The sequence below is a fragment of the Rhizobium sp. AC27/96 genome (assembly GCF_001692325.1).
Taxonomy (GTDB): Bacteria; Pseudomonadota; Alphaproteobacteria; order Rhizobiales; family Rhizobiaceae; genus Rhizobium.
Map to the genome: position 1 here is coordinate 60,937 of NZ_LXKN01000020.1, position 24,227 is coordinate 85,163.

The window sequence follows — 24,227 nt, forward strand, 5'->3', positions numbered from 1 at the left end:
TGATGATTAGAATTGGTATTGACGTCGGCGGCACCAATACGGACGCCGTCATCATGAATGGACCGGAGGTGATTGCCGGCGTGAAGTCCGCAACGACGGCGGATGTCATGAGCGGTGTCGTCAACGCATTGCGCGATGTTCTCGCGGCTTCGAAAATGGAGGCGTCCGCCGTCGATTTCGTCATGATCGGCACGACGCACTTCACCAACGCCGTGGTCCAGCGCCGCGATCTCGCACAGACGGCAGCCGTTCGCCTCGGCCTGCCGGCAACCGCCTCGCTGCCGCCGATGGTCGACTGGCCGGAGGATCTGAAGCAGTCGATCGGCAATCACGCCTATCTCGCGCATGGCGGCAACGAATTCGATGGCCGGGTGATCTCGCCGCTCGACGAAGACGAGCTCTTGAAGATTGCCGACGACATCAAGGCCAAGGGCATCAGCACGATCGCCATCACCTCGGTATTTTCCCCCGTCAGCGCCGACTTCGAGAAGCGGGCGGCCGAGATCTTCGTGAAGGCGATCCCCGGTGCGCATATCACCATGTCGAGCGAGATCGGCCGGATCGGCCTGCTCGAGCGCGAGAATGCGGCGATCATGAACGCCTGCCTGCGCGATCTCTCCGCGCATGTCATCGATGCCTTCCGCAAGGCGATCAGCGAAGCCGGCATCAAGGGCAAGTTCTTCCTCACCCAGAACGACGGCACGCTGATGGATGCATCCTTTGCCGAGAAGTTCCCGGTTCTGACCTTTGCCTCCGGTCCCACCAACTCCATGCGTGGTGCAGCCTTCCTCTCCGGCGTCGCAGACGCCATCGTCGTCGACATTGGCGGTACCACTTCCGACGTCGGCTCGCTGCATAAGGGCTTTCCGCGCCAGGCGACGGTTGCCGTCGAAGTCGGCGGCGTGCGCACCAATTTCCGCATGCCCGATGTCTTCTCGATCGGGCTTGGCGGCGGTTCGCATGTCGTCGAAACGGATCAGGGTCTGAAGATCGGTCCGGTTTCGGTCGGCTATCGCATCAAGACGGAAGCCCTGGTCTTCGGCGGCCAGACGTTGACCACGACCGATATTTCGGTTGCTGCCCGTCATGCCGAACTCGGAGACGCCTCCAAGGTGTCGCACCTCTCCAAGAATCTGCTCGAGCGCGCCGAGGACAAGATACACGAGATGCTCGAGGATTGCGTCGAGCGTTCGCGGCTCTCGCCCGATCCCCTGCCTGTTATCGTCGTCGGCGGCGGGTCGATTCTCGTCACCCGTCCCCTTGCCGGCCTTGAGGTGATCAAGCCGTCTCACTTCGGCGTCGCCAATGCCGTGGGTGCGGCGATCGCCCAGGTCTCGGGCGAAGTCGATCGCGTCTATGCCTTGGCTGAGCTTGGCCGCGAGAAGTCGCTCGAGGATGCGAAGAACCGTGCGATCCAGGCGGCAATTGCCGCCGGCGCATCGCCGGAATCGATCGAAATCGTCGATGTCGAGGACGTGCCGCTCGCTTATTTGCCGGGCAACGCCACGCGCATCCGCGTCAAAGCCGTAGGAGAGCTCAATGGCCGCTGAGGGTTATCTGCTCAAGGAAGAAGATCTCTTACCGCTTTCGATCGGCGCAGCGCTGCTGGGCACCGGCGGTGGCGGTAATCCTTATGTGGGCATGCTGCGTGCCCGCGAACTGATCCGCAAGGGCGCCGAAGTCCGTATCATTCCGCTTGATGCGCTAGAGGATGGCGATTGGGTCGCGGAGGTCGGCGGCATCGGTGCTCCCGTCGTCGGCGTCGAGAAGATCGAAGAGGGGGGCGAGTGCTACCGCGCCATGCGGGCCGTCGAGGAGACGGCGGGCGTCAAGGTGTCGGCCGTCATCTCGGCTGAGATCGGCGGTTCGAATTCCATCGAGCCGATCATCGCGGCGGCGATGGCGGGGCTGCCGGTTGTCGATGGCGATGGCATGGGCCGTGCCTTCCCGGAAGTGCAGATGACGACCTACATGATCTACGGGGCCGACGTCTCGCCCGCTGCGATCGCCGACGAAAAGGGCAATGTCGTCGTCTTCAAGGACATCATCGACATGTTCTGGCTGGAACGTTTCGCGCGCGATGTGGCGGTCGCGATGGGGGCAGGGGCCGGGTTTGCGGTTGCGCCCATGCGCGGCGATTTCGTCAAGCGCACGGCCGTCCCCGGTACCGTGTCCCAGGCTCTGGCCATCGGCCGTACCGTGCTCGATGCACGCGCCAAGCGTCAGAATGTCGTCGAGCGCGTCGTCGAGACCACCGGAGCGAAGCTGTTCTTCACCGGCAAGATCGTCGACATTCGCCGCGAACTCACCGGCGGCTTTGCGCGCGGGCATGCGATCATAACGGGCACGGGAGACTGGACGGGTTCACAAGCACGCATCGCCATCCAGAACGAAAACCTCGTCCTCTGGATCGATGAGCAGCCTGCCGTCATGGTGCCGGACCTGATCATGAATCTCGAAATAGACACCGGCGAGCCCATCACCACGGAGATGCTGCGCTACGGCCAGCGCGTCGCCGTTATCGGGCTGCCGGCCCATGACCTTTTGAAAACGCCACGGGCGCTCGAAATCGTCGGGCCGAAAGCCTTCGGCTTTCCGGAATTGACGTTTGAGCCCTTGCTGGTTCGTCAGGCAGCGGAATAGGGGCGGCCATGAAAATTCTCAGAACGATCTATGCCGAAGATCTTGAAGACATTGCGATCGGCGGCGCCATTCTTGGTACCGGCGGCGGCGGTGACCCCTATGTCGGCAAGCTTATGGCACAGGAAGCGATCCGCAAGCACGGGCCAGTCAAACTCGTCGATGTCGAAGATCTGCCCGACGACGCTCTCGTCGTCCCCGTCTGCATGATGGGGGCGCCGACGGTGATGACGGAGAAGTTGCCGCAGGGCGACGAGCTGGTCACCGCCTTCCGCAAGCTTGAACAGCTCCTCGGCCGCAAGATCGACGCGGTTCTGTGCGGCGAGGCCGGCGGCGTCAATTCGACGACACCCTTCGTGGTCGCGGCCGCAACCGGCCTGCCGCTTGTCGATGGCGATGGCATGGGCCGCGCCTATCCGGAACTGCAGATGGTGACCTTCACGATGCATGGCGTGTCGGCGACCCCGATGGTGCTCTGCGACGACAAGGGCAATTCGCTGGTTCTTGAAACGGTCAGCAATGGCTGGACCGAGCGGCTGGCACGCGCCGCAACCGTCGAAATGGGTGGTTCGGCGCTGCTGGCATTCTACCCGATGAGCGGTGACATCGCGAAGAAGGCGGTGGTTCGCGGCACGCTCTCACTCTGCGCCAATCTAGGCCGGACGCTGCGTGAAACCCGGGCGGCCCATGCCGACCCGGTCACGGCGATCACGAAGATGCTTGGAGCCAGCATCATTTTCAACGGCCGGGTCAGGGATATCGATCGGCGCACCGTTGGCGGGTTTGCGCGTGGAAGCGCCCGTTTCGACGGTCTGGAGACCTGGAAGGGGCACACCTTCAAGCTCGACTTCCAGAATGAATTCCTGATGGCCGAGCGCGACGGAGAGATGATCTGCTCCACACCGGATCTGATCACGTTGCTCGAGGCGGAAAGCGGCAACCCCGTCACGGCGGACTCGCTTCGCTATGGGCTTCGGCTGGTGGCTCTGGCCTTTCCCTGCAATCCGCAATGGCTGACGCCCGCCGGTATCGCACTCGTCGGACCTCGCTACTTCGGCTACAACGCCGATTATACACCCTATCCGTTCTCGTGAGGTAGGGCTCACAAGTCTGCGGCCCATCGGGATTCATACAGGCGGCGAGCTATAGAGACGGCCCGCCGCCACCTCGACATTCGGAGCTTTTCATTCCTGTTCGGACAATCATCTTGTCCTTGTTTGCCTGCCGGCTTCAACGGGGCGGGGCGATGGAAGCGCGCAAGATTAGCCGGCATTCCATCTTCAGCCGCACGGGCGGTTTCTTCGGCTGCGCTATCTTTTCCAGAAGCTCAGTCACCGCCCATTGGCCCATGTCCTCATGCGGCAGCTTCAAGGTGGTGAGCGGCGGCAGGATCTTTCGAGCAAGGCTTTCGTCATCGAAGCCGACGACGGAAATGTCGTCGGGGATCTTCAAGCCGCGCATCCTGATGGCGTCATAGGCGCCCATCGCCACCCGGTCTGAAAAACAGAACACCGCCGTCGGCGGGGATGGCAGGTCGAGCAGCTGCAGCATTTTTTCGCGACCGAGATCGAGCGACCAGGCGCCGGAGACGATCAAATCCGGATCGACGGCCATGTCATAGGTGGTAAGCGCCTGGCGGTAACCGCTCAGGCGATCGCGGGCGGCTTCCAGCCGATCCTTGCCCGCGTCGATCATGGCGATGCGGCGATGTCCGGCCTTGATGAGCGCCTCGGTCGCGGCAAAGCCGCCGGCAAGATCGCCGGGGATGATGGAGGAGAACTCGGCGCGCTGCTGATGGCAGTTGAGGAGTACGGTTGGATAGTTGGAAAGTTTGGACGGCAGCACCGGCGCCAATTGGGTGATGAGCGTGGCGTAAATGACGCCGACGATCTGCCGCCGGCCCATATAGTCGAGAATGGTTTCCGCGAACTCGACCTGTCCGCCGGTCACCACGGTCACCGCCGCCAAGCCGCGCTCCTCGGCCGCCTCGCGCACGCCTTCGATCAGCGGCGCGGCGTGATGCGAAGCCATCAGATCATCGATGAGGAGTACGATGATGCCGCCGATCGAGTGATTGGCAGGCGTGGCCTTTTGGTAGCCAAGCTCCTCGGCCACGGCCAGCACACGATTGCGCATCTCCTCCGAAACGCGCTTACCGGGCGCCTCGTTCAATACGAGTGAAACCGTCGCATGCGAAACGCCGACCTTTGCAGCGATGTCGGACATTGTCGGTCGTTTCATTGTTTTGTCGTTCACGCGGTTTCTTTCTGAGGCAACTGGCCGGCACGTTAGAAAATCTGGCGGACAATGTGAAGCGGCGGGTCTTGCGGGTGTTACATTTTTAAGTTACGAAACTTGTATGTAACTTATTTTGTGACTAAATCCAACTGGAAAGCTTGCGGCCCATGACCATTGCCTCCCGCCGTTTCGCCGACACCCATTCCGGGCCGCGTGCACACCTGTCACTCGATGGGATCTGGGATTTTCAGCTGGAGGGGCAAAGGCAGACGACGATTGCGGTGCCGGCCCCCTGGCAGGCGCATTTTCCGGATCTGCGCGCCGCCGCCGGCGTGGCAACCTATTCACGCTCGCTGGTCGTGCCGCAGGAGTGGCTGGGACGTCAGGTGGTCGTGCATTTTGGCGCGGTGAACTATTTCGCCGAAGTTTCGGTCAATGGCCGCCGCCTTGGCTCTCATGAAGGCGGCTATCTGCCGTTTGAGTTTGTCATCCCTGCGGATATGCTGAGTAGCGAACTGCACCTTGAGGTAAAGGTTACCCTGCCGAGTTCGGACGCCAAAGCTTTCCCCGACTTTCCGTTTGACGAAATTCCGCACGGCAAGCAGAGCTGGTACGGCATGCTGGGCGGTATCTGGCAGTCGGTCTGGCTCGAATGCCGCAGCGAGGCGCATGTCACGCACCAGTCCATTCGCGCCGATCTCGCCACTGGCGATGTGACTGTCGATGTCGAACTGGCCTCGGCCTTTACCGGCGCTTTGAACATCACGCTTCTGGATCGCAACGGTGCGGTGGCGGTGTCGCAGGAGCTTGCTCTCGATGCCGCGGCGCAAGCTTCAGTCACGCTCAAAGTTGCCAAGGTCGAGGCCTGGTCGCCCGATGATCCCGCGCTATACCGGGCTGTGATCGAACTTTCCGAGGGTGGCGCCATCATCGATGCCGTGGCCGAGAATTTCGGTTTTCGCAGCTTCGAGGCGAGAGACGGAAAATTCTTCCTGAACGGCCAGCCATTCTACATGCGCGGCGCGCTCGACCAGGATTATTATCCGGAAGGCATCTACACGCCGCCGTCGCTGGATTTTCTGGAAGATCAGGCGCGTAAATCGAAGGAGCTCGGGCTCAACCTGTTGCGCTGCCATATCAAGGTTCCCGATCCCCGCTATTATGATGTGGCTGACCGCTTCGGCCTGCTGGTCTGGACGGAAATTCCCAATATTCAGACATTCACAGAGGCCTCGGCCAAGCGCCTGCTCGACACGATGGAAGGCATCCTGCGCCGCGACGGCAACCACCCCTCCATCGTCATCTGGACCATCATCAACGAAGATTGGGGCACGCGCCTTGTCGAAAGCGCCGATCAGCGCTCGTGGTTGTATAGCGCCTATCATTGGCTGAAGAAGAAGGACCCGACCCGGCTTGTGGTCGACAATTCGGCCTGCGTTCCGAACTTCCACATCGTCTCCGACATCGATGACTACCATTACTACGCCTCGGTGCCGGAAATGGCGCGTGAATGGGCCGATTGGGTTTCAGCCTTCGCCAAGCGGCCCGACTGGTCCTATTCGCCGAACGGCGATGCGAAGCGGCGCGGCGACGAACCGCTCGTCGTCTCCGAATTCGGCGTCTGGGGGCTGCCGCATCCCGACAAGCTGCTGCAGGACGGCAAGGAGCCGTTCTGGTTCATCAATGGCCTGGAATGGGATAGCGAAGGCGCGACCTATCCGCATGGCGTTCAGCAGCGCTTCCGCACTTATCAGTTCGACAAGGTCTTTTCGTCCTTTGATACTTTTATCGAGGATGCGCAATGGCATCAGTTCAATGCGCTGAAGTTCGAGATCGAGGAAATGCGCCGGCATGCCTCGATCCAGGGCTATGTCATCACCGAGCTGACCGATCTGCACTGGGAGGCCAATGGCCTCATGGACATGGAGCGCAATACGCGTGCCTATCACCACCGCTTTCACGAGATTAATACCGATGTCGTCATAGTCCCGCGCATGCAGCGCTATGCCGTCTGGGCGGGTGACACGGCGGGTATCGAACTCGAAATTTCGACGGGCGGCAAGGCGCTGCCCGCCGCCGAACTAAGCTGGAGCATCGATGGCGCAGACGCGGGCAGGATGGCGGTTGCAGCAGCGGACGCAACGTCCGTGCACCGCCTGCCAGCACTCAATCTGTCTTTTGCGGTGGAAAAAGCTGGCAAGCAGGTCAGCGTCCAGTTCACGCTCACCGCCGGTGGCAAGGAGCTTGCGCGCAACAGTCTCGACATCAGCGTCTACGCCCAAAGGTCCAAGCCCGCGCTCTCCGTTTTCTCTGGTGAGCCCGAGATTGCAGCCTATCTGGCCGTGCTCGGCTATGAGGTCGTCGGTGCCGACGAGGCGGATGTGCGGGTCGCATCGACGCTGAGCCAGGCCGATATCGACGCCATGGAGCACGGCGCCCGCTACGTGTCGCTCGCCGATATCGCGCCCGCACCGTTTGGCAACCTGCGCAATGACCAGCCGAACTGGAATTATCCGACCGGAGGCGATCGCGGGCAGCCGATGCCGCAGATGCGCGTCACCGAGCGCAACGGCACCATCTGGAAAGGCAACTGGGTCACCGGTTTCAGCTGGGTGAAGCGTTCCGGGGTATTTGCACGGCTGCCGGGCGGTCCACTCACCGACCTTTCCTTCGTCGGCGTCAATCCCAACCGCGTCATCACCGGCTTCCGGCCGATCCATTTCGATGGCCTCGTCCATGCCGGCACGATGGCGGGCTGGATTCACAAGCCCTGCGCGACCATTGCCGAGCGACGGGTCGGCGCAGGCCGGATCGTCGCCACGACCTTTGGCCTGATGCGCGAACCTGCCGGCGCCGATCCGGTGGCGGCAGCCTTGCTGGATGGAGTTATTGAAACGGCCGCCGCCTAGGCAGCCAATGGAGTGAAGCCGCCGTGTGACCGGGAGGAGGTCCAGGTGGCCAAGACAGATGGGAGCTCATCGGCTTCCCAAGCTGCGACGCAAGACAAGAAGGCCGGGAGGCCCCGGCAGGAAAACCGATCATTCTGGAGGAGTGAAAATGCGTAACCTGTTGAGAACATCGATTGCGGCGCTAGCCGTCATGGTTGCCTTCCCCGCATTCGCGGTCGAAAGTGTCGTCTGGTGGGACTTTCTGTCGGGAGGCGACGGCGTGCGGATGAAGGCGCTGATCCAGCGTTTCAACGACGAGCACAAGGACAAGATCCAGATCAAGGGTACGACTCTTGAATGGGGCATTCCCTATTACACGAAGCTGCAGACCTCGGCGGCCGTCGGCCAGGGACCGGACATCGCGACCTACCACCTGTCGCGCCTGGCGGCCGCGGTTTCGGCCAAGACCGTATCGCCGATCGATCCGAAAGAGCTTGAGGCGGTTGGCTTGAAGGATGGCGACTATCCGCCGAATGCGATTGCCGCCTCGACGGTCGACAATGTGCGCTACGCCGTTCCCTTCGACGTGCATGGTGAGGTTCTCTACTACAACAAGAATGTGCTGAAGGAACTCGGAGCGCTGGGCGTGGACGGCAAGCCGACCGGCATCGATACGCTGGAAGGCTGGCGCGCGCTGTTGGCCAAGGCCAAGGAGGCCGGCAAGAACGGTGTCGTCATCGCATCATCCAGCGGCGATTTACGCGACATCTATACCTTGTTCGGTCAGTTGGGCGGCCAATTGACCGCGGACGGCAAGTTCCTGCAGGGCGACAATTTCGACAAGATGGAAAAGGCCTATGCCGAGGTCACGGATTGGGTGAAGCAAGGTTGGGCGCAGCCCTATGTCGATTCTGAAACCATCACGCCGACCTTTCTGGCCGGCCAATCCGCCTTCTTCCTGAATGGCAATTGGGAATTGCCGACCATGGAAACCGAAGTGGCGAAAGGCAATGGCTTCAGCTATGGCATGGTCAACATTCCGGCCTGGATGGGCAAGCCCGCCAACTGGTCGGACTCGCATTCCTTCGTGATCCCCAACAATGTCGGCGTCACAATGTCCCCGGAAAAGCGCGCAGCGGTTCTCGAGGTCATCCGGTGGATGAATGTGAATTCGCTGGAATGGGCTGCAGCCGGCCATATCCCGGCCTATCTGCCGGTCAGCACATCGGACGCCTACAAGGCGCTCAAGCCGCAGGCCGATTATGCCGCCATGGCGCTCAACGCCTTCTACATGCCGAAGACGCCGCTGACCGGTGCTGCCTCCAAATTTGACGATGACTGGCAGAACATGGCGTCCGGGCCGCTGAACGGCGAAGGCGACCTGAAGGAGACGCTGGAGAAGTTCCGCGATCACATGAACGCTCAGTGATCGTTTCCGTTCAACAGCTTCCGGGGCTGTTCGGGCTCCGGGATCGCATAAGCAAGGCGGGTGACGGATGGCTGCGGTCAGCAACAAGAAGCAGGATAGCCTGATTGCAGCGCTGCTGGTCGCTCCGGCCGTCATCGCATTTATGGTGATCTTCGCCTACCCGACGTGGCGCATGGTGGCGATGAGCTTCACCAATGCGCCATTGATCGGCCCCGGCGAGTGGGTTGGGTTCGACAATTATGCGCGCCAACTCTTCTCGCCTCAGCTGCAAAAGGCGCTTCTGAACACGCTGTACTTCATCGTCCTGACCGTCATCCCGGGCACATTTCTCGCGCTGTTCATCGCCATGGGCGTCAATCGCCTCGCCGGACGCATACAGATGTTTGTCTTGGCGTGCTTTTTCCTGCCATCCATTCTGCCGGTGTCCGTGGTGACGCAGATCTGGACCTGGATCGCAAACATGCAATACGGTGTCATCCAGGATGTCGTCGGGCTGTTTACTGGTGGCCGGCCGCTGCCGCTCTTGCGTTCACCAGCCTATTTCATGCCCTCCGTCGCTGTCGTCACGATCTGGTGGACGATCGGCTTCAACATTCTGCTCTTTCTGGCCGCCCTGCGCAGCATTTCGCCCGACATCTACGAGGCAGCAGCGCTCGACAATGCCAGCCGCTGGCGGGTCTTCTCAAAAATAACCTGGCCGCTGATCTGGCCGGTCACGGCGCTGGTGCTGACGCTGCAGCTGATTGCGCAATTCAAGATTTTTGCGCAGCCCTACCTGCTTGGCTACTTCGCCCATACGCCGGCCGACGCGCAATCCGTGGTCATGTCCGTGATCTACGATCTCGCCTTCAAGCAGAACAAGGGCGGCGAGGGCGCAGCCGTCGCCACCATCCTGTTCGCCATCATCCTGATTGCCTCCGTCTTCCAATATCAGTTCCTGCGTGCGCGAGGTGAAAAGTGAGCGTTTCGACACCCGATCGGCAGGCGCGCCCGGAACGAGTAAGCGATGGCATCGCGGCGGGCAGGTGGAGCAGCCGGGCGCTGACCACGCTGACCGTGGTCGGGGCACTGATCTGGTTCTTCCCGCTTTACTGGGCGATCGTGACGTCGCTCAAGTCCGACACCGAGGTGGTAAGCCCGACGCCGGGGCTCTTGCCGAAGGCGCCGACGATCGAACCCTATCTCTACGTGATCGGCCGCTCCAGCATCGTGCAATGGTATGTCAACTCGGTCGGCACATCGACGATCATCGCCTTGGTGGTCTTGGTGATCAGCGTCTGCTGCGCCTATGCGCTGAGCCAGATTCAGTTTCCCGGCCGCCGGTTGATCTATGGTGCGCTGATCGCCTCGGTCATGGTTCCGGCGGAGGCGCTCATCATCAACCATTTCGTATTGATGAATTCTTTCGGGCTCATCAACAGCTGGGGCGGCATCATCCTGCCGCAGCTGGTGGTGCCTTCGGTCATCATCATCCTCAAACAGTTCTTCGACCAGATCCCCAGGGAGTTCCGCGAGGCCGCGATGCTCGACAATGCCGGCCATTTGAGGATGCTCTGGAAGATCTACGTGCCGATGAACTGGGGCGTAATCACCGCCCTTGGCATCACCACCTTTATCGCGGCATGGAACAACTTCCTGTGGCCATTCCTGGTCGCGACTTCGGACGCGACCATCACCATTCCCGTCGGCATTACCCAGGTGAAGGATGTCTTCGGCGTGCGTTTTGCCAAGGACATGGCCGCTGCGGTGCTGGCCGGTCTTCCCGTCGCCATTCTCTACCTTCTCTTCCAAAGGCAGATCACGCGCGCCATCATGCTGTCGGCCGGAATAAAGGGATAGGAGCAACGCGGCTCCTTCTCAGTGCTGGCCTTTTCACGTGGTTGCTGATCTTCAGATGTCGAGATTGAGCTGGGACTGCGGCTCAGCTTCATCGGCTTCCTCGTTCGTCAGAGACGAAAGGGTAATGCCGAGCAGGCGGACGGGACGCCTGAACGGGTAGACGGTTGCCAGAAGCGCGGATGCCGCCTCAAGGACGTCACTCACGTTTGCGACCGGAAGCGGGCTGGTCCGGCTGCGTGTCGCCTGCGTGAAGTCCGCATATTTGATCTTCACGGTCACCGTCTTGCCGCTGATGCCACCCGTCTCACAGTAGCGCCAGACCTTCTCGGCCAGGGGGAGCAACTCCGCCGTTGCCAGCTCGAGATCGTCAATATCCTCGACGAAGGTGTCTTCGGCACCGATGGATTTCCGAATCCGGTTGGGCCTTACCTGGCGTTCGTCAATTCCGCGGGCGATGCCGTAGAAATATGGTCCCGATTTTCCAAAATGTTCCTGCAAGAAGGCAAGAGACTTCGATTTCAGATCGAGCCCGGTCTCGATCCCATATGAACGCATGCGCTCGGCGGTTGCCGGCCCGACGCCATGGAATTTGTTGACCGGAAGAGCTTCGACAAACGCCGGTCCGTTCTTCGGCGTGATCACGGCCTGGCCGTTGGGCTTGTTCAGGTCGCTTGCCATCTTGGCGAGGAACTTGTTGTAGGAGATGCCGGCCGAGGCATTGAGCCCCGTGACCTGCTTGATCTTCGCCCTGATCTCCAGGGCGATCTCGGTGGCAATGTCCATGCCCTTGAGGTTCTGGGTGACGTCGAGATAGGCCTCGTCAAGCGAGAGCGGTTCGATCAAAGGCGTGTATTCGGCGAAGATCTCGCGGATCTGTTGCGATACCGCCCTGTAGACGTCGAAGCGAGGCGGCACAAAAATCAGATCGGGGCATTTGCGCTTTGCGGTCACCGAAGGCATGGCGGAGTGAACGCCGAAGGCGCGAGCCTCGTAGCTCGCAGCGGCCACCACGCCGCGCGCCGAGGAACCGCCGACTGCGAGCGGCTTGCCGCGGAGTTCGGGATGATCCCGCTGTTCGACCGATGCGTAGAACGCATCCATGTCCACATGGATGATTTTCCGGACCGGGATGGCGCTCGTATCGTTCATGATGGTCTCAGCGTTCAATCCACGGCTCAGCATTGCCTTTTGATCGCGCGCGCTACTTTCTTTCAACATGATGGCCAGTGGTCGATGAGGTACCGCATCCAGCCGATTCTCCAAATATCCCGGCTGCCGGGGCCTTGTTCGATGAACATATATGCCGCCCGGCCGCAGCGGCTCGTGTCGGCGGTATCAATAGCATGCTCGGTGTGACGGCGTCAGATATCCCATTGAGCGAGGATGTGCTCATGACCACCTTCCTGCGGCAAGGGATCAGGGCCCTGAGCGTTAGATTGGATTGCGGGCGCGGAATGCAACCAGTCGACTGCGATAAGTTGAAATCAAGCTGTAGCGTAAATAGGGTAGAAGCTGTGGCGCAGCCCGGATAGCGTGTGGGTGGCGACAGTCTATTCCATCGATTGGAAATCATAGGGAAACGGGGAATGAACTCAGTGCGTCGTCGCGTTCTTGCGTTCTTGGGGGGTCTCATACTGGCAAAACCATCTTTCGGCAGCCCGGCGAGCAAAACGCCGGCATTTGCCACATCGCGCTCCAGTTACACGCCCCGTCATATCCTTTGCTTTCTCGGCAAGGAGAATGGGCTTGCGGCCTTGCAGGTGAGTGCGCGCGCCGCCATCGGCATGTTCGGCGATATCTTTACCGTCGACGAGGAATTTTCGCGGGATGAGCCCGATGATCGGATGGTGCGGTCATTCAATATCTGCTGGGACCGCGTCGACCCCGACGCCTATGAGGAAACAGACGAGGATGCCGTCGCCGTTCACGGGTCGGTTCTCTACGTCCTCGGCCCGTCGATGGAACCGGAGACAACCGTAGCGACTACGGCAAAGGCCCTGATGTTCGTGCAATACATGCTCGATCACGGCGCGGTCGCTGCAAAGGGCGAGAGTGCCGGTGTAGCGCATGGCGTGCGGCGGTGGAGAGAGCTTTTCGAGCAGGCGCGTGACGCAGCCGCCTCTAGCGATTTACTGGCGCTTGCGAAGGCTTGCCGTCTCGCCTTCGCCCGCCGACCCATTGGAGACGATGCCGAGGGAATGGCCAGCGTCGGCTTTCATCTGGTTGGCCTGCCTGACGTGCTGGTAAAGCTTGAGCGGAAGGATGATCAGCCGCCGTCGACCAATAGCGAGCAGCTGAAGATCGCTGCCCTGATTGATGAAGTGGCCGAGGAAATGACGCGCGATGGTGTTGAGGCAGCGCTGGCGAAGCGTCATGTCACCCTATCGGACGATACTCGCTACGAGGAGACCGAATATAAGTTCAATCCGTTCGGAGTGGCGACCATTGCCGGGCCGCGGAGGTCGCAATGATGGCAGCGCGCCTGAGAGCAACGCTCGTCTGTTTTTGCGTTTTCACCGCCGTGTCGAGCGCTGCCTGGTCCAGTGAGAGCGTTACGGTCCCCGGCTACGCACCGGCAACCGGGGTCGAGCACAGCTATCGCGTCCAAAAGGCGAGCGAGAACGACATGTCGTTCTGGTTCGATAAATCAGCCGCCGCGCCGCTGATCACGCGCGGAGAGTTCCGCCAGAAGATGACCGTTCTGTCGCGGGACGAGCAGGGCATACGGGTTCGCTGGTCGCTTAGCGCCGACCTGCCGGATGGCATCGCAGGTGCTGCCGATACCTATCAAATGAACTTGCTTTATCGCAATTCTCTCACTGCTTATGGCGTCAGCTCGCTCGAACTCGAAACGGATTTGAACGGCTATCCGCGCAGCTTGCCTGGCGCCGGTCAGATATTGGCGCATATGCGGCAGATGGCGGCAAATGGACCGGGCGGAGCGGTCGCCGCGCCGGGAAGCAGTGTCGACAACATCATCGACAGAATAGAGCAAAACCCCGTTCTCATTGTCACCGCCCTGGCGCCGGAAGCGCAATTGCTGGCCTCCGGGCAATCCTATCAGGACGAGACCATGGACGTTGGGCAGGCCCTGGCGGCATCGCGCAACGAGGATTATGGCGGCGTGAGTGTCCCGGTAACATCGACCTGGGTGCTGGACTCCACGGACGCGGCGGCGCGCACGGCGACCCTTTCGGTGACGGATGCATATGATCCGGCGGCACTCAGCCAGTCGCAGCAGGAGGTGATCGCCAAGCTTATGGCTGCCTTTGACGAGCGGGTGAAGAGCCTTACCGCCGATCAGCTGGCTTCCGTCAGGCGCGCCGACAAGAAACGGAATGCGAAGTTTGTGGTGTCGCTGAACGATGGCTCCGTGGTTGAGGCTTCGGAAGTCGTAACGATCGCGATGGCAGGCACGACGTTGCGCACCTACACCTACATGCGACGCGAAGACATGCCAGCCAGCCTGCAGGTGCCGCCGATCCTGACGGCGGCGGTCCAGCAGACGCCGAACCTGCATGTCGAACCGCTGCCGCTGGTCAATGCCGGGCCGGGTGTCCTCGACGAGCTTTCAACATCCGAGGCGCCGGCACAGCAAGATACGGCGGTTGTGACCAGCAACGATCAGGACAAGTCGATTGCGCCGATCTGGCTTGAGGTGGAGAGCGCCGAGGTGGGCTCCGCTTCCAATCCCTATGGGTTTGCACTGAATATCGTGCTCACGCCTGAGAGCGCAGATAGATTTCGGGATTTCACCCAGGCGGCGATTGGCCGGCAAGTGCAGATAGTGATCAACGACAATGTCGTCATGGAACCCTGGATAAGGCGGCCGGTTACCGACGGTCGCCTGACGATAGATGATGGGCCGCAGATGAAGGTTTTGGGGTTCGTAAAGGATCGGTTGTCCGTTCCCGGAGCGAAGATCCTCGTGCGCCCGCGCTCATGAGGAAATGGCTCGCAACTGGGCCGATCAGCCATGGTTGTTTCAAGCGGAGGCCTGAGAAAAATGGGTAATTCAGCCGAAGACGGGGCGAAGATGGCCTGGCTGTTGATTGCCAAGGGAGCGGCCCCGGGCACGGGCGACCTCTATGAAAAGGGTCGCTACGACCAGACATTGGCCATATGGCGCGCGGAGGCTGAACAAGGGGATTCTTCGGCGCAAAACAACATGGGCGTACTTCATGCGCGCGGACAGGGCGTGGAGCGGGATACGGTTGCCGCCGTCGCCTGGTTTCGCCGTGCTGCTGATCTAGGATCTGCAATCGCCCAGTTGAACCTCGGTTTGATGATTGCGCATGGCGAGGGCGTTGCACGCGACAAGAAAGCTGCCGCCGGATGGGTCCGCAAGGCAGCGGAGCAAGGCCTGCCCAGGGCGCAAAGGCTGATTGGCATGCTCCATCTTACAGGCGACGGCGTTCCCGAAAACCCAGCCGAAGGGATCGAATGGCTCATCAAGGCGGCCAACCAGGAGGATGTAACGGCGCAATTCACGCTCGGCATGATCTACGAAGTTGGCAACGGCTGCGACATCAGCCTGACCGATGCATTCAAATGGTATCGCAGGGCGACGATTTCCGGCCATCCCGGCGCAGAAGAAAAGTTGATGGCGCTCTACGCGCGGGATCCGACCCTGGAGATCCGTGTTTCGGATTTACTGGATGGCCAGAACTCGCCGCCGCCCTTGCCGGCCGGATCGATGGCGATGCGGCCCCTGCTGAAATCCGATGCCGACAGGCTTCAATTCGAGGCGGCGGTTGTCCGAACGGCCGGCAACATCTTCGTGTCGTGCTCCAATCGCGAGGAGCGCTTCGACGGTTCCGCGCGACTATGCCGATATCGCCAAGGCCATAGCCCGGCCTGGACCTATCTCGACCTGACGACGATGATCACCGATGCAGCTCTTTTTTCATCCGGGACGGATATCGACACCAGCGCTTTCCTCTCAAAGGAAGGTGATGTGATTTACCTGTCGGTCGACGGCCGGATGACGACCGAGCGCATTGTCGGATCGGGCCTGTGGAGCGACGACTCCAAGGGTTGGGGATATATGATCGCCATCGCCTCAATCGATGGTCGGCTCCATGCCTGCGGCAGCGGCGGACAGGTTTACCGCCGATCGGATTCAGGACATTGGCAGCATATCGACGCAGGCTTGCTTCAAGGCAAGGACGAAAAAGGGATCAGTCTCGAAGCGATTGCCGGGCCTTACGACCATGAAGTCTATGTCGGTGGTTGGCACAAGAATGTGAATGATGGCGTGCTGTTCTGCTGGGATGGCCATCGCTGGGCATCGGTAGTGTCAGATATCGCGTCCATCAGCAGCATTCATGTGGAATATCCCGGCTCGGTCTGGGCCTGCGGCCGTCATGGAACTCTGCTGCATGGCAATCATATCGATGGATTCACGAATGTTTTGACACCCGATCGAGCGCGGGCCTATGTCGCCGTTACCGTCTATGAAGGCCGGGTTTTTCTCGCGACCGAAAAAGGCCTCTACGCCTATGACGGCGGCTCGGTCGAGCGGATACGAACCGGGCTGGTGCCGGAGCATAATGATGGACATATCCTGCGGGTCGCGGATGGCTTGTTGTGGTCCATCGGCTATGACGACATTGTCTGCTTTGACGGTACAAACTGGAAGCGCATCCCATTCCCGGGCAATTCTCCCGTCCGCTGAAGGTCGGTGAGATTGTCGGCGGCGATCACCTCGACGGCTTGCGTTGGCGGTGCCTGTCCAACGGAATTTCTTGTTTCGGCTGATCGCAACGTCAGGTATTCAGGGCGCCGGAATCGCCGTAGTCGGGACAGGATGGCATGGACGACCATAATCAAAAGCTACTGGAAGACCGCTTTCAGCAGCACAAGTCGAAACTCAGCCGCTCTGAACTGGCAGTCGTGGAATATCTGCTCGCAACGCCGCTCGACATTCTGATTTTCGAGAGCGCCGAAGATATCGCGGCCAAGAGCGGCACGAGCGATGCGACGGTCATCCGGGCGGCGCGCCGGTTGGGCTTCACCGGCCTGCCGGAACTGAAGAGGCTCTGCAGCCGCAACATGGCGAAGAGCATCCCGACGACCGAACGGCTGTCGCAGCGGTTTCGGGCGACGGGCGACGATCTTCGCGCGATAACGAAACGCATCTTTTCCACCGTGCATGAGATCATGACTTCCTCGGAAGAAAAGCTGGATATCGATGCGCTCGCCCACACGATGCAGCTCCTCGACAAGGCCAATACCGTTTGGTGCCTCGGCATAGGGCGCTCGGAGGTCGAGGCCAAACATTGCTCCATTGCCCTTAGCCGGGTGGGCCTGCGGACGCGCCATTCCGGCTCGTCAGGCTTCGTTCTTGCCAACGAGCTGATCGACCTGCGGGCGGATGACGTGGTGATTGTCTTCCAGACGGCGCGCGACACTGCCGAGCTGAGGCTGGTCGTAAACCAGGTTTCCGAACTGGACTGTCGTGTCGTGCTGGTATGCGGCGTTCAACTGACCGAGCTCTATCGCGACAGGGTCTCCGCAGTGCTCACCTGTGTCGGCTCCGCGACGGGTCTCGCGAGCTGGACACTCGGTGCCATTGTCGTTGCGGATATCCTCGCTTACGGGATTGCCGCGCGCAATCAGGAGCGGGCGCTGAAAACGCGGAAAAGGCTTGCCCAGCTGCGGGAGCAGGTGCCGAAGTAGGCTCGTTGCAAGCGATCGGACTTCCTTGTTAAAAAAGATGACAATCCCGGTAATGTTTTATTGATATCTGCACTTCAGTAATGTAGTAGCCACGACATGGCCGCAAAAGGCGCGCCGCTTTTCATCGTTGTGGGGCACGCATGAAACACATTTCCAAAATCATCCGTTAGCGCATGTTTGCGGGCGACGGCCTGACCGGCCCGGTGCCCTACATCGATCCATTTCAATTTGCTCACTCCTGTCGCGCGGTCTTGGTTCGCGTGGTGGAGGCGCTTGTTCATTTATTGATTTCTAGTCCGGGGACAGGGATGATTCTCAATCGCAAATTCGCCAGATCGGCACTTCTCGCATCGGTCGCCTTGGCGCCCATGCAGGGCTTCGCTCAGGATGCCAATTCAGACGGCTCCACCACGCTGGAACCGATCACGATTACCGGCAACTGGCTCGATCAGCCGAACGCGGAAAAGGTTCTGAAACATCCGGGTGCCCGCACCATCATGGACAGCAAGGAGCTGGAGGAGCGAGGTGCCGTCGACATTCGAGACGCGCTGAACCAGATCCCCGGCGTCCAGGTGCAGGAAAGCAATGGCACGGGCGGCAGCGACATGTCTCTCAATCTCGGCGTTCGTGGTTTGACATCGCGTCTGTCTCCGCGCTCGACGGTGCTGATGGACGGCATTCCGCTCTCCTACGCCCCCTACGGCCAACCGCAATTGTCGCTCATGCCGCTGACATTTGGAAACGTCGAGACCGTTGACGTCGTGCGTGGTGCGGGTTCCGTGCGTTATGGGCCGCAGAATGTCGGCGGCATCATCAATTTCGTCACGCATCCGATCCCGGACAAGTTTACGGCGCGCTTCTCCTCAGGCGCTGAAATGAGCGGCGGGGTCAAGGCGACGCCGAATTTCCTCATTGGCGGTACAAACGACGATGGTCTGGGCGCGGCACTTCTCTATTCCGGCATACACGGCGAGGGCTATCGCGACAGCAATGACCGGACTGATATCAACGATATCATCTTCAAAGGGAAGTACGAGCTGTCCGATACGGACACGCTTGGCGTCCAATACCACCATTTCAGCGGCGAAGGCCGGATGCCGGGCGGGCTGACGACGGCCGAATATGCCAAGGATCCCTTCCAGGCGACGCGCCAATACGACGAGTTCAGCGGCCGTCGCAACGACGTCTCTGTGCGCTATCAGCACAATGATGGCGAGAACAACTTCGAGATCCTGGGCTACTATGTGAATTCGTTCCGTGGCAGCCATGTCGAGCAGCAGGGCACCGGCGCCAGCTCGCGCCTTTACAGGCTGACATCCGCACCGCGAAACTACGAGTATTTCGGCATCGAGCCGCGCTATTCACGCCTTTTCGACCTTGGCGACACCAATCACGAGGTGACCATCGGCTACCGTTACCTATGGGAAGACAGTTCCGAGGTTGCCGCGCGCACCGCCTTCTACAATCGCGCCTCCGGGATCGACCCGAACAATCTCGCCATGAACACCTATCAGACGAGCAAGGGCGGCACGACGGCGCACGCCTTCTACATCGACGACAAGATCCAGATCGGCAAGTGGACCATCACGCCCGGCGTGCGCTACGAGATGATCAGCACGAACAACACCGTCACGGACTTCGTCGGGAGTGCCGTAACCGGCGTGCGCTCTCCGGAGATCGAGGCGAGGGAAGCGTTGCCCACACTGTCCGTCGCCTATCAGGTCGACGATTCCTGGAGCGTGTTCGCCAATGCAGGCGTCTCCTTCGGCCCGCAACAGTATAGCCATCTCGCCTCGACGACCAAAGGCCTTCATCCGGAAACCGCCAATACCTACGAAATCGGCACGCATTACGAAGGCGATAACTGGGGCGCCGAACTGACGGCCTTCCACATCGATTTCGACAAGGAGCTCTATCTCAGCCGCAATATCGTCGGGGAAGGGGAGTGGACCGATCTGGGCGCGACGAAGCATCAGGGGATCGAGGCCGCGACCCATTATGATCTCGGCAGCCTCGTGCCATCACTCGAAGGCCTCTCCGTCTATGGAACCTATACCTACACGCAGGCGACCTTCGAGGCTGGCGCGTTCCAGGGGAAGGATCTTCCCTTCTATTCCCGCCATTTCGGCACGATCGGCGCCAACTATCGCTATGAGAGCTGGATGATCAACGCCGATATTTCCGGCCAGTCCAAGCAGCACTCTCCGGGCAATGCGACAGACGGAGCAACCTATGTCACCGCTGAGGACGCGACGGGCCGATTGGGTGATATCCCCGGCTACGCAACCGTCAATCTCCGCGTTGCCTATCAGCCGGAAGACGTGAAGAATGCCCCCAAATTTGCCTTCGGCGTGAAGAACCTTTTCGACAAGGAATACTTCACGCGCTCGACGGACAATAATGGCGGCAAGTTCGTCGGCCAGCCGCGCACATTCTTTGTCAACGCATCGATCACTTTCTGATCGTGTAAACATCGGCAGCCCGATATAACGCCGGGCTGCAGCCATGACCCACGCACACGGACCTGAAGATGATCGATCTCACCCGCCGCAAATTCGGCCTCGCCTTTACGGCAGCAATGGTATCGTTTGTCGTTCCGGGGACGCGGGCCGCCAAAGCGGAGGACGCCTCGCGCAGCATTGCGCACAGGATGGGCGCGACCGAGATCAGCGGTAAACCGCAACGGGTCGTGGCGCTTGAATTCTCTTTCGTGCAGGCCCTCGATGCATTGAACGTCGTCCCGGTCGGTATTGCCGACGATAATCAGGCGCAGCGCATCGAGCTGCTGCTTGGAAAGCGGATCGACTATGCCTCGGTCGGCACCCGGCTTGAGCCCAATCTCGAACTTGTCAGCGCTCGGTCGCCCGATCTGATCATCGCCGACGAAATCCGCCATGCCGCCATATATGGGCAATTGAGCGCCATCGCGCCGACCATCGTCCTCAACAGCTGGGAAGGCGACTACCAGACGATCAAGGATAGTGTCGTCGTGATAGCCGACGCGCTCGGTAATCATGACAAAGGCATCGAAGCGCTCTCCACCCATGAGCCGACGATGGCGGCACTGGCCGCCAAAATTCCCGCTGGCGAGAAGCGCCGGATACTACTCGCTGTCGCGACACCGGATTCGATGAGCCTGCATACGACGGCGTCCTTCACTGGGTCGGTGTTCAAGGCGCTTGGCCTCACACCCGCGCTCGACTCCTCTGATCCGGTCGAAAGCGGCGCCGGTCTCGAGCGGTTGATCGCCGTCAATCCCGACATCCTGCTTGTCGCGATCGATCCCGGCGGCACGGTTGTCGACCAATGGAAGAGCAACGCCGCCTGGTCCAATATTTCCGCCATCAAGGCCGGCATGGTTTTCGAGGTCGACCGCAATCAGTTCTCCCGCTTCCGTGGCTTGCGGACAGCGGAGATGATCGCACGCGATGTCCTGGCGAAGGTCTATAGGGCAGGGTAGAGGTCGTGAGGGAAAGTGCCGCCGGTACCCGGAGCGGAATGATGCAGCGGCCGGGCCTTCTCGGCGCGCTGCTTTTCCTGCTGTTGATGGCGGCTCTTGTCGGCGGCATCGCCTTCGGCGTTTCCGGCCTGTCGGCCTTCAGGGCGCTTCGGCTCCTCTTCCTTCCGGACGGCTCTCCCGAAAGCGCTGTTGTCTGGGATGTCCGCCTGCCGCGCGGCATTCTCGCCGTGCTGGTCGGCGCCAATCTCGCGGTCGCCGGCGTGCTGATCCAGACATTGACGCGAAACCCGCTGGCCTCGCCGCAAACCTTCGGCATCAATGCCGGTGCGTCCCTGGCGATCGTGCTGTGCCTCATTGCCTTCCCGGCCTTGCGTAGCGCAGGCACGGTCTGGCCCGCCTTCGTCGGTGCGGCGGCCGTCGGCTTTGCCATGTGGGCGCTCTCGGTATCCGGCGCGATGAATGAGATGAAGCTGGCGCTCGCCGGTATCTCCATCCAGCTTGTGCTGGCGGCGCTGGTGCAGGCGATCCTGATCGCCAACAACGCGGCGCAGGATATCGTCTACTGGCTTGCCGGGTCGATCAATGGCGCGCAATGGTCGAAGGTGTGGATCATTCTGCCGTTCACGCTTGTGGGCGGCGGCATTGCGCTTGTTGCCGGACGTCATTTCGGCGTGCTGGCCCTGGATGAGAATACCGGCGTTTCGCTCGGCCAGAATAGCCGCCGCGTCGGTGGTCTTGCCGCCGTGCTGATTGTCGTTCTCGCTGGCTCGGCCGTTGCCGTCAGCGGCCCGATCGGTTTCATCGGATTGCTGGTGCCGCATATCGTCCAGCGTCTGGCGGGTGGAGACCAGGCAACCGTTCTTTGTCTGTCGGCAATCGCCGGCCCACTCTTTCTCAGCACGGCCGACCTGTTCGGCCGCGTCGCGGCCTTTCCTGCCGAGCTTCCGGTCGGCATCGTGACAGCCCTTATCGGTGCTCCCGCCTTTCTGGCTATCCTCTACAGCCGGAGGTCCAGATGATCACTCATCGGGAACGCCAGGCGGACCTTCGCGCCGCCAGTATCTGCGGCGCGATCATCCTGCTGATTGCGATCGTCGCTCTGCTGGGCATGACGATTGGCGCCGTAACGCTTGGCATCAAAGATCTGCTCGCTGCGATCGGCGGCGGCAAAAACGCCTTCATCGTCATGCACTATCGCGCACCACGCGTTGCGGTTTCTATCCTGGCCGGTCTTTCCTTCGGCCTTGCAGGCGTCCTGCTGCAGGGCGCGCTGCGCAATCCGCTTGCCTCGCCGGATGTCGTCGGCATTACCAAATGCGCCGGTCTCGGCGCTTTCCTTGCGGGTCTTCTGACGCCACCGGCCTGGACGGTGTGGTCCACCCCGCTCGGCGTCTTTGCCGGCGGCCTGCTCGGGGCGGCGGCACTCCTGTCGATCGGCAGGCGGTTTGGAGGCGGCATCACCGCGCTTGCGTTAACGGGAGTGGCGCTCGGCATGCTGGCTCAGGCGCTGATGCAATATATCATGGTGCTCCATCCCTCCCGCGCCGATCAATCCATGGTGTGGCTCGCCGGCAGCGTCTATGGCAGCAGCGGTACGGACGTGCTGGGTCTTTTCCTCTGGTTGCTGATCTGCCTGCCCGCCGTGGTGATTGCCTCCTTTCGGCTCGATGCCGGAGGGTTCGGCGACGACACGCTGACCAGCATCGGCATGTCGCCGCGCGCGCTGCGCGGTGGCTTGATCCTCGTGTCGGTACTGCTCTGCGCAGGGGCCGTCGCAGCCGTCGGCAGCATGGGCTTTCTCGGCCTTCTGGCGCCGCATGCAGCCCGGCTTCTGGTCGGCAGCCGTGCCCGCCACCTGGTGCCGGCAAGTGCCCTTATCGGTGCGCTTGCGCTGTCCTCAGCCGACCTGATCGGCCGCGTGATTGCCCTGCCGAACGAAATTCCGGCCGGGATCATCGCAGCGGTCATCGGCGGCCCCTATCTCGTCTTTCTGCTGATCAAGGAGGCAGGCAAGCATGACTGACAACAGTGCGAGCCGGCTCCGCGCCGAAAACATCACCGTTGGATATAGTGGCGCCACGGTCCTGAAAGAGGTGGATCTTGCCATTCCGGACGGCGGCATCACTGCGCTCATCGGTGCGAACGGCAGCGGCAAGTCAACGCTTCTGCGCACGCTCGCTCGTATCATCCAGCCATCGGCAGGCGCCATCTATCTTGACGGCAAGTCGATCGCGACCATGCCGGGAAGGGCAATTGCGCAGACGCTTGCTCTCCTGCCACAAAGTCCGGTTTCACCCGAGGGGCTGACCGTGCGGCAGCTCTGCCGTTTTGGCCGACACCCGCATAAGGGCATGCTGTCGCGGCCAAGCCGGCACGATGAAGAGATCGTCGAACAGGCCCTGGCCTCCACGGGACTTCTCGATCTTTCCGAACGGGATCTGGACCGACTGTCCGGCGGCCAGCGGCAGCGCGCCTGGATTGCCATGGCGCTTGCGCAGGAAACGCCGCTGCTGCTCCTGGACGAACCCACAACCTATCTTGATATCGCCCACCAGTTGGAGGTGCTTGACCTCCTGAGGAAGCTCAACGCCGATCAGGGCCGCACGATCGTCATGGTCGTCCATGATCTTAATCATGCCGCTCAATATGCGGACCACCTGGTCGCGGTCGCCGATGGCGGCATCCATGCCGTGGGCAGCCCCGCTCGTCTGCTCACCCCTGATCTCATCCGGACGGTCTTCGGCATCGAGGCGATGGTCATCCCTCATCCGATCGATGGTACGCCTCTATGCCTGCCGTTCACCGGTGCTGCGAGGAGCCATGCATGAGAGCCGTCGCCAGCCGTGGAGGTTGGCGTCATAAAGATCGCGCTTGAAACCGGCTGCTGGACGCAGCGCCGGTCTCTTTCGGGAGATGCGGTCCACTAGACCGCGGAGATACCGATACCAGCCACCCCCTCAAGCTATTCTTGCTTGGGTTTTGGGATCGAAGAAGACGGTTTTATCGAGGTTGAATGCGAGGCGAGCGTTCTGGCCGGCCTGGATGCGGACGT

At 60.9% G+C, this 24,227-nt stretch carries 18 protein-coding genes; 16 read left to right on the plus strand and 2 right to left on the minus strand.

The features are described 5' to 3' along the window. Positions 1 to 2 precede the first annotated feature (2 nt). The 3 genes from A6U86_RS19050 to A6U86_RS19060 are packed head-to-tail and all read left to right on the plus strand — an operon-like array spanning position 3 to position 3,734. Positions 3 to 1,550 carry a hydantoinase/oxoprolinase N-terminal domain-containing protein gene (locus tag A6U86_RS19050; RefSeq protein ID WP_068394377.1) on the plus strand — a complete coding sequence of 516 codons (1,548 nt, stop codon included), beginning with the start codon at positions 3 to 5 and terminating at the stop codon, positions 1,548 to 1,550. Beyond that, positions 1,540 to 2,643 carry a DUF917 domain-containing protein gene (locus A6U86_RS19055; RefSeq protein WP_068394379.1) on the plus strand — a complete coding sequence of 368 codons (1,104 nt, stop codon included), beginning with the start codon at positions 1,540 to 1,542 and terminating at the stop codon, positions 2,641 to 2,643. The genes A6U86_RS19050 and A6U86_RS19055 overlap by 11 nt, the downstream gene beginning before the upstream one ends. An 8-nt stretch (positions 2,644 to 2,651) precedes the next feature. After that, positions 2,652 to 3,734, plus strand: a complete 1,083-nt coding sequence (locus A6U86_RS19060) for a DUF917 domain-containing protein (protein ID WP_068394381.1) — start codon at positions 2,652 to 2,654, stop codon at positions 3,732 to 3,734. A gap of 136 nt (positions 3,735 to 3,870) precedes the next feature. On the opposite strand, the gene A6U86_RS19065 is transcribed toward A6U86_RS19060, so the two are convergent. Continuing rightward, positions 3,871 to 4,881 carry a LacI family DNA-binding transcriptional regulator gene (locus tag A6U86_RS19065; RefSeq protein ID WP_244510006.1) on the minus strand — a complete coding sequence of 337 codons (1,011 nt, stop codon included), beginning with the start codon at positions 4,879 to 4,881 and terminating at the stop codon, positions 3,871 to 3,873. A 164-nt stretch (positions 4,882 to 5,045) separates the two neighbouring features. On the opposite strand from A6U86_RS19065, the gene A6U86_RS19070 reads away from it, so the two are divergent. The 4 genes from A6U86_RS19070 (at position 5,046) to A6U86_RS19085 (ending at position 11,034) form a co-directional block, all read left to right on the plus strand. Beyond that, positions 5,046 to 7,787 carry a glycoside hydrolase family 2 protein gene (locus A6U86_RS19070; RefSeq protein WP_068394385.1) on the plus strand — a complete coding sequence of 914 codons (2,742 nt, stop codon included), beginning with the start codon at positions 5,046 to 5,048 and terminating at the stop codon, positions 7,785 to 7,787. Between the two features lie 148 nt (positions 7,788 to 7,935). Then, positions 7,936 to 9,195, plus strand: coding sequence for a hypothetical protein (locus tag A6U86_RS19075; RefSeq protein ID WP_068394387.1), 1,260 nt, complete (start codon positions 7,936 to 7,938; stop codon positions 9,193 to 9,195). A gap of 67 nt (positions 9,196 to 9,262) precedes the next feature. After that, positions 9,263 to 10,156 (plus strand): carbohydrate ABC transporter permease, encoded by an 894-nt coding sequence (locus tag A6U86_RS19080; RefSeq protein WP_068394389.1) that lies wholly within the window; start codon positions 9,263 to 9,265, stop codon positions 10,154 to 10,156. 95 nt (positions 10,157 to 10,251) lie between these two features. Next, on the plus strand, positions 10,252 to 11,034 hold the full coding sequence (locus A6U86_RS19085) for a carbohydrate ABC transporter permease (protein ID WP_083196908.1): 783 nt from the start codon (positions 10,252 to 10,254) through the stop codon (positions 11,032 to 11,034). Between the two features lie 51 nt (positions 11,035 to 11,085). Here the strand turns inward: A6U86_RS19085 and dinB are convergent, their stop codons facing one another. Then, positions 11,086 to 12,183, minus strand: coding sequence for a DNA polymerase IV (gene dinB, locus A6U86_RS19090; protein ID WP_068394421.1), 1,098 nt, complete (start codon positions 12,181 to 12,183; stop codon positions 11,086 to 11,088). A gap of 437 nt (positions 12,184 to 12,620) precedes the next feature. Here dinB and A6U86_RS19095 point away from each other — a divergent pair, with 437 nt between their 5' ends. The 9 genes from A6U86_RS19095 (at position 12,621) to A6U86_RS19140 (ending at position 24,003) form a co-directional block, all read left to right on the plus strand. Beyond that, the gene (locus A6U86_RS19095; protein ID WP_068394391.1) at positions 12,621 to 13,505 is read left to right on the plus strand and encodes a hypothetical protein; all 885 of its coding nucleotides are present in this window, start codon (positions 12,621 to 12,623) and stop codon (positions 13,503 to 13,505) included. Beyond that, entirely contained in the window at positions 13,505 to 14,980 is a 1,476-nt protein-coding gene (locus A6U86_RS19100) for a hypothetical protein (protein WP_068394423.1), read from the plus strand. Before A6U86_RS19095 ends, A6U86_RS19100 begins: the two co-directional genes overlap by 1 nt. A gap of 60 nt (positions 14,981 to 15,040) precedes the next feature. Next, positions 15,041 to 16,711: a tetratricopeptide repeat protein gene (locus tag A6U86_RS19105; RefSeq protein ID WP_068394393.1), complete on the plus strand. Its 1,671-nt coding sequence runs from the start codon at positions 15,041 to 15,043 to the stop codon at positions 16,709 to 16,711. 137 nt (positions 16,712 to 16,848) lie between these two features. After that, the gene (locus A6U86_RS19110; RefSeq protein WP_068394395.1) at positions 16,849 to 17,715 is read left to right on the plus strand and encodes a MurR/RpiR family transcriptional regulator; all 867 of its coding nucleotides are present in this window, start codon (positions 16,849 to 16,851) and stop codon (positions 17,713 to 17,715) included. A 308-nt stretch (positions 17,716 to 18,023) separates the two neighbouring features. Beyond that, on the plus strand, positions 18,024 to 20,177 hold the full coding sequence (locus A6U86_RS19120) for a TonB-dependent siderophore receptor (protein WP_068394399.1): 2,154 nt from the start codon (positions 18,024 to 18,026) through the stop codon (positions 20,175 to 20,177). A gap of 68 nt (positions 20,178 to 20,245) precedes the next feature. After that, positions 20,246 to 21,175, plus strand: a complete 930-nt coding sequence (locus tag A6U86_RS19125) for an ABC transporter substrate-binding protein (RefSeq protein WP_068394401.1) — start codon at positions 20,246 to 20,248, stop codon at positions 21,173 to 21,175. A gap of 41 nt (positions 21,176 to 21,216) precedes the next feature. Then, positions 21,217 to 22,194, plus strand: coding sequence for an iron ABC transporter permease (locus A6U86_RS19130; RefSeq protein ID WP_244510007.1), 978 nt, complete (start codon positions 21,217 to 21,219; stop codon positions 22,192 to 22,194). Then, positions 22,191 to 23,198, plus strand: coding sequence for an iron ABC transporter permease (locus A6U86_RS19135; protein ID WP_068394405.1), 1,008 nt, complete (start codon positions 22,191 to 22,193; stop codon positions 23,196 to 23,198). Before A6U86_RS19130 ends, A6U86_RS19135 begins: the two co-directional genes overlap by 4 nt. Then, a complete protein-coding gene (locus tag A6U86_RS19140; RefSeq protein WP_068394407.1) occupies positions 23,191 to 24,003 on the plus strand; it encodes an ABC transporter ATP-binding protein in 813 nt (270 codons plus the stop codon). Before A6U86_RS19135 ends, A6U86_RS19140 begins: the two co-directional genes overlap by 8 nt. Positions 24,004 to 24,227 lie beyond the last annotated feature (224 nt).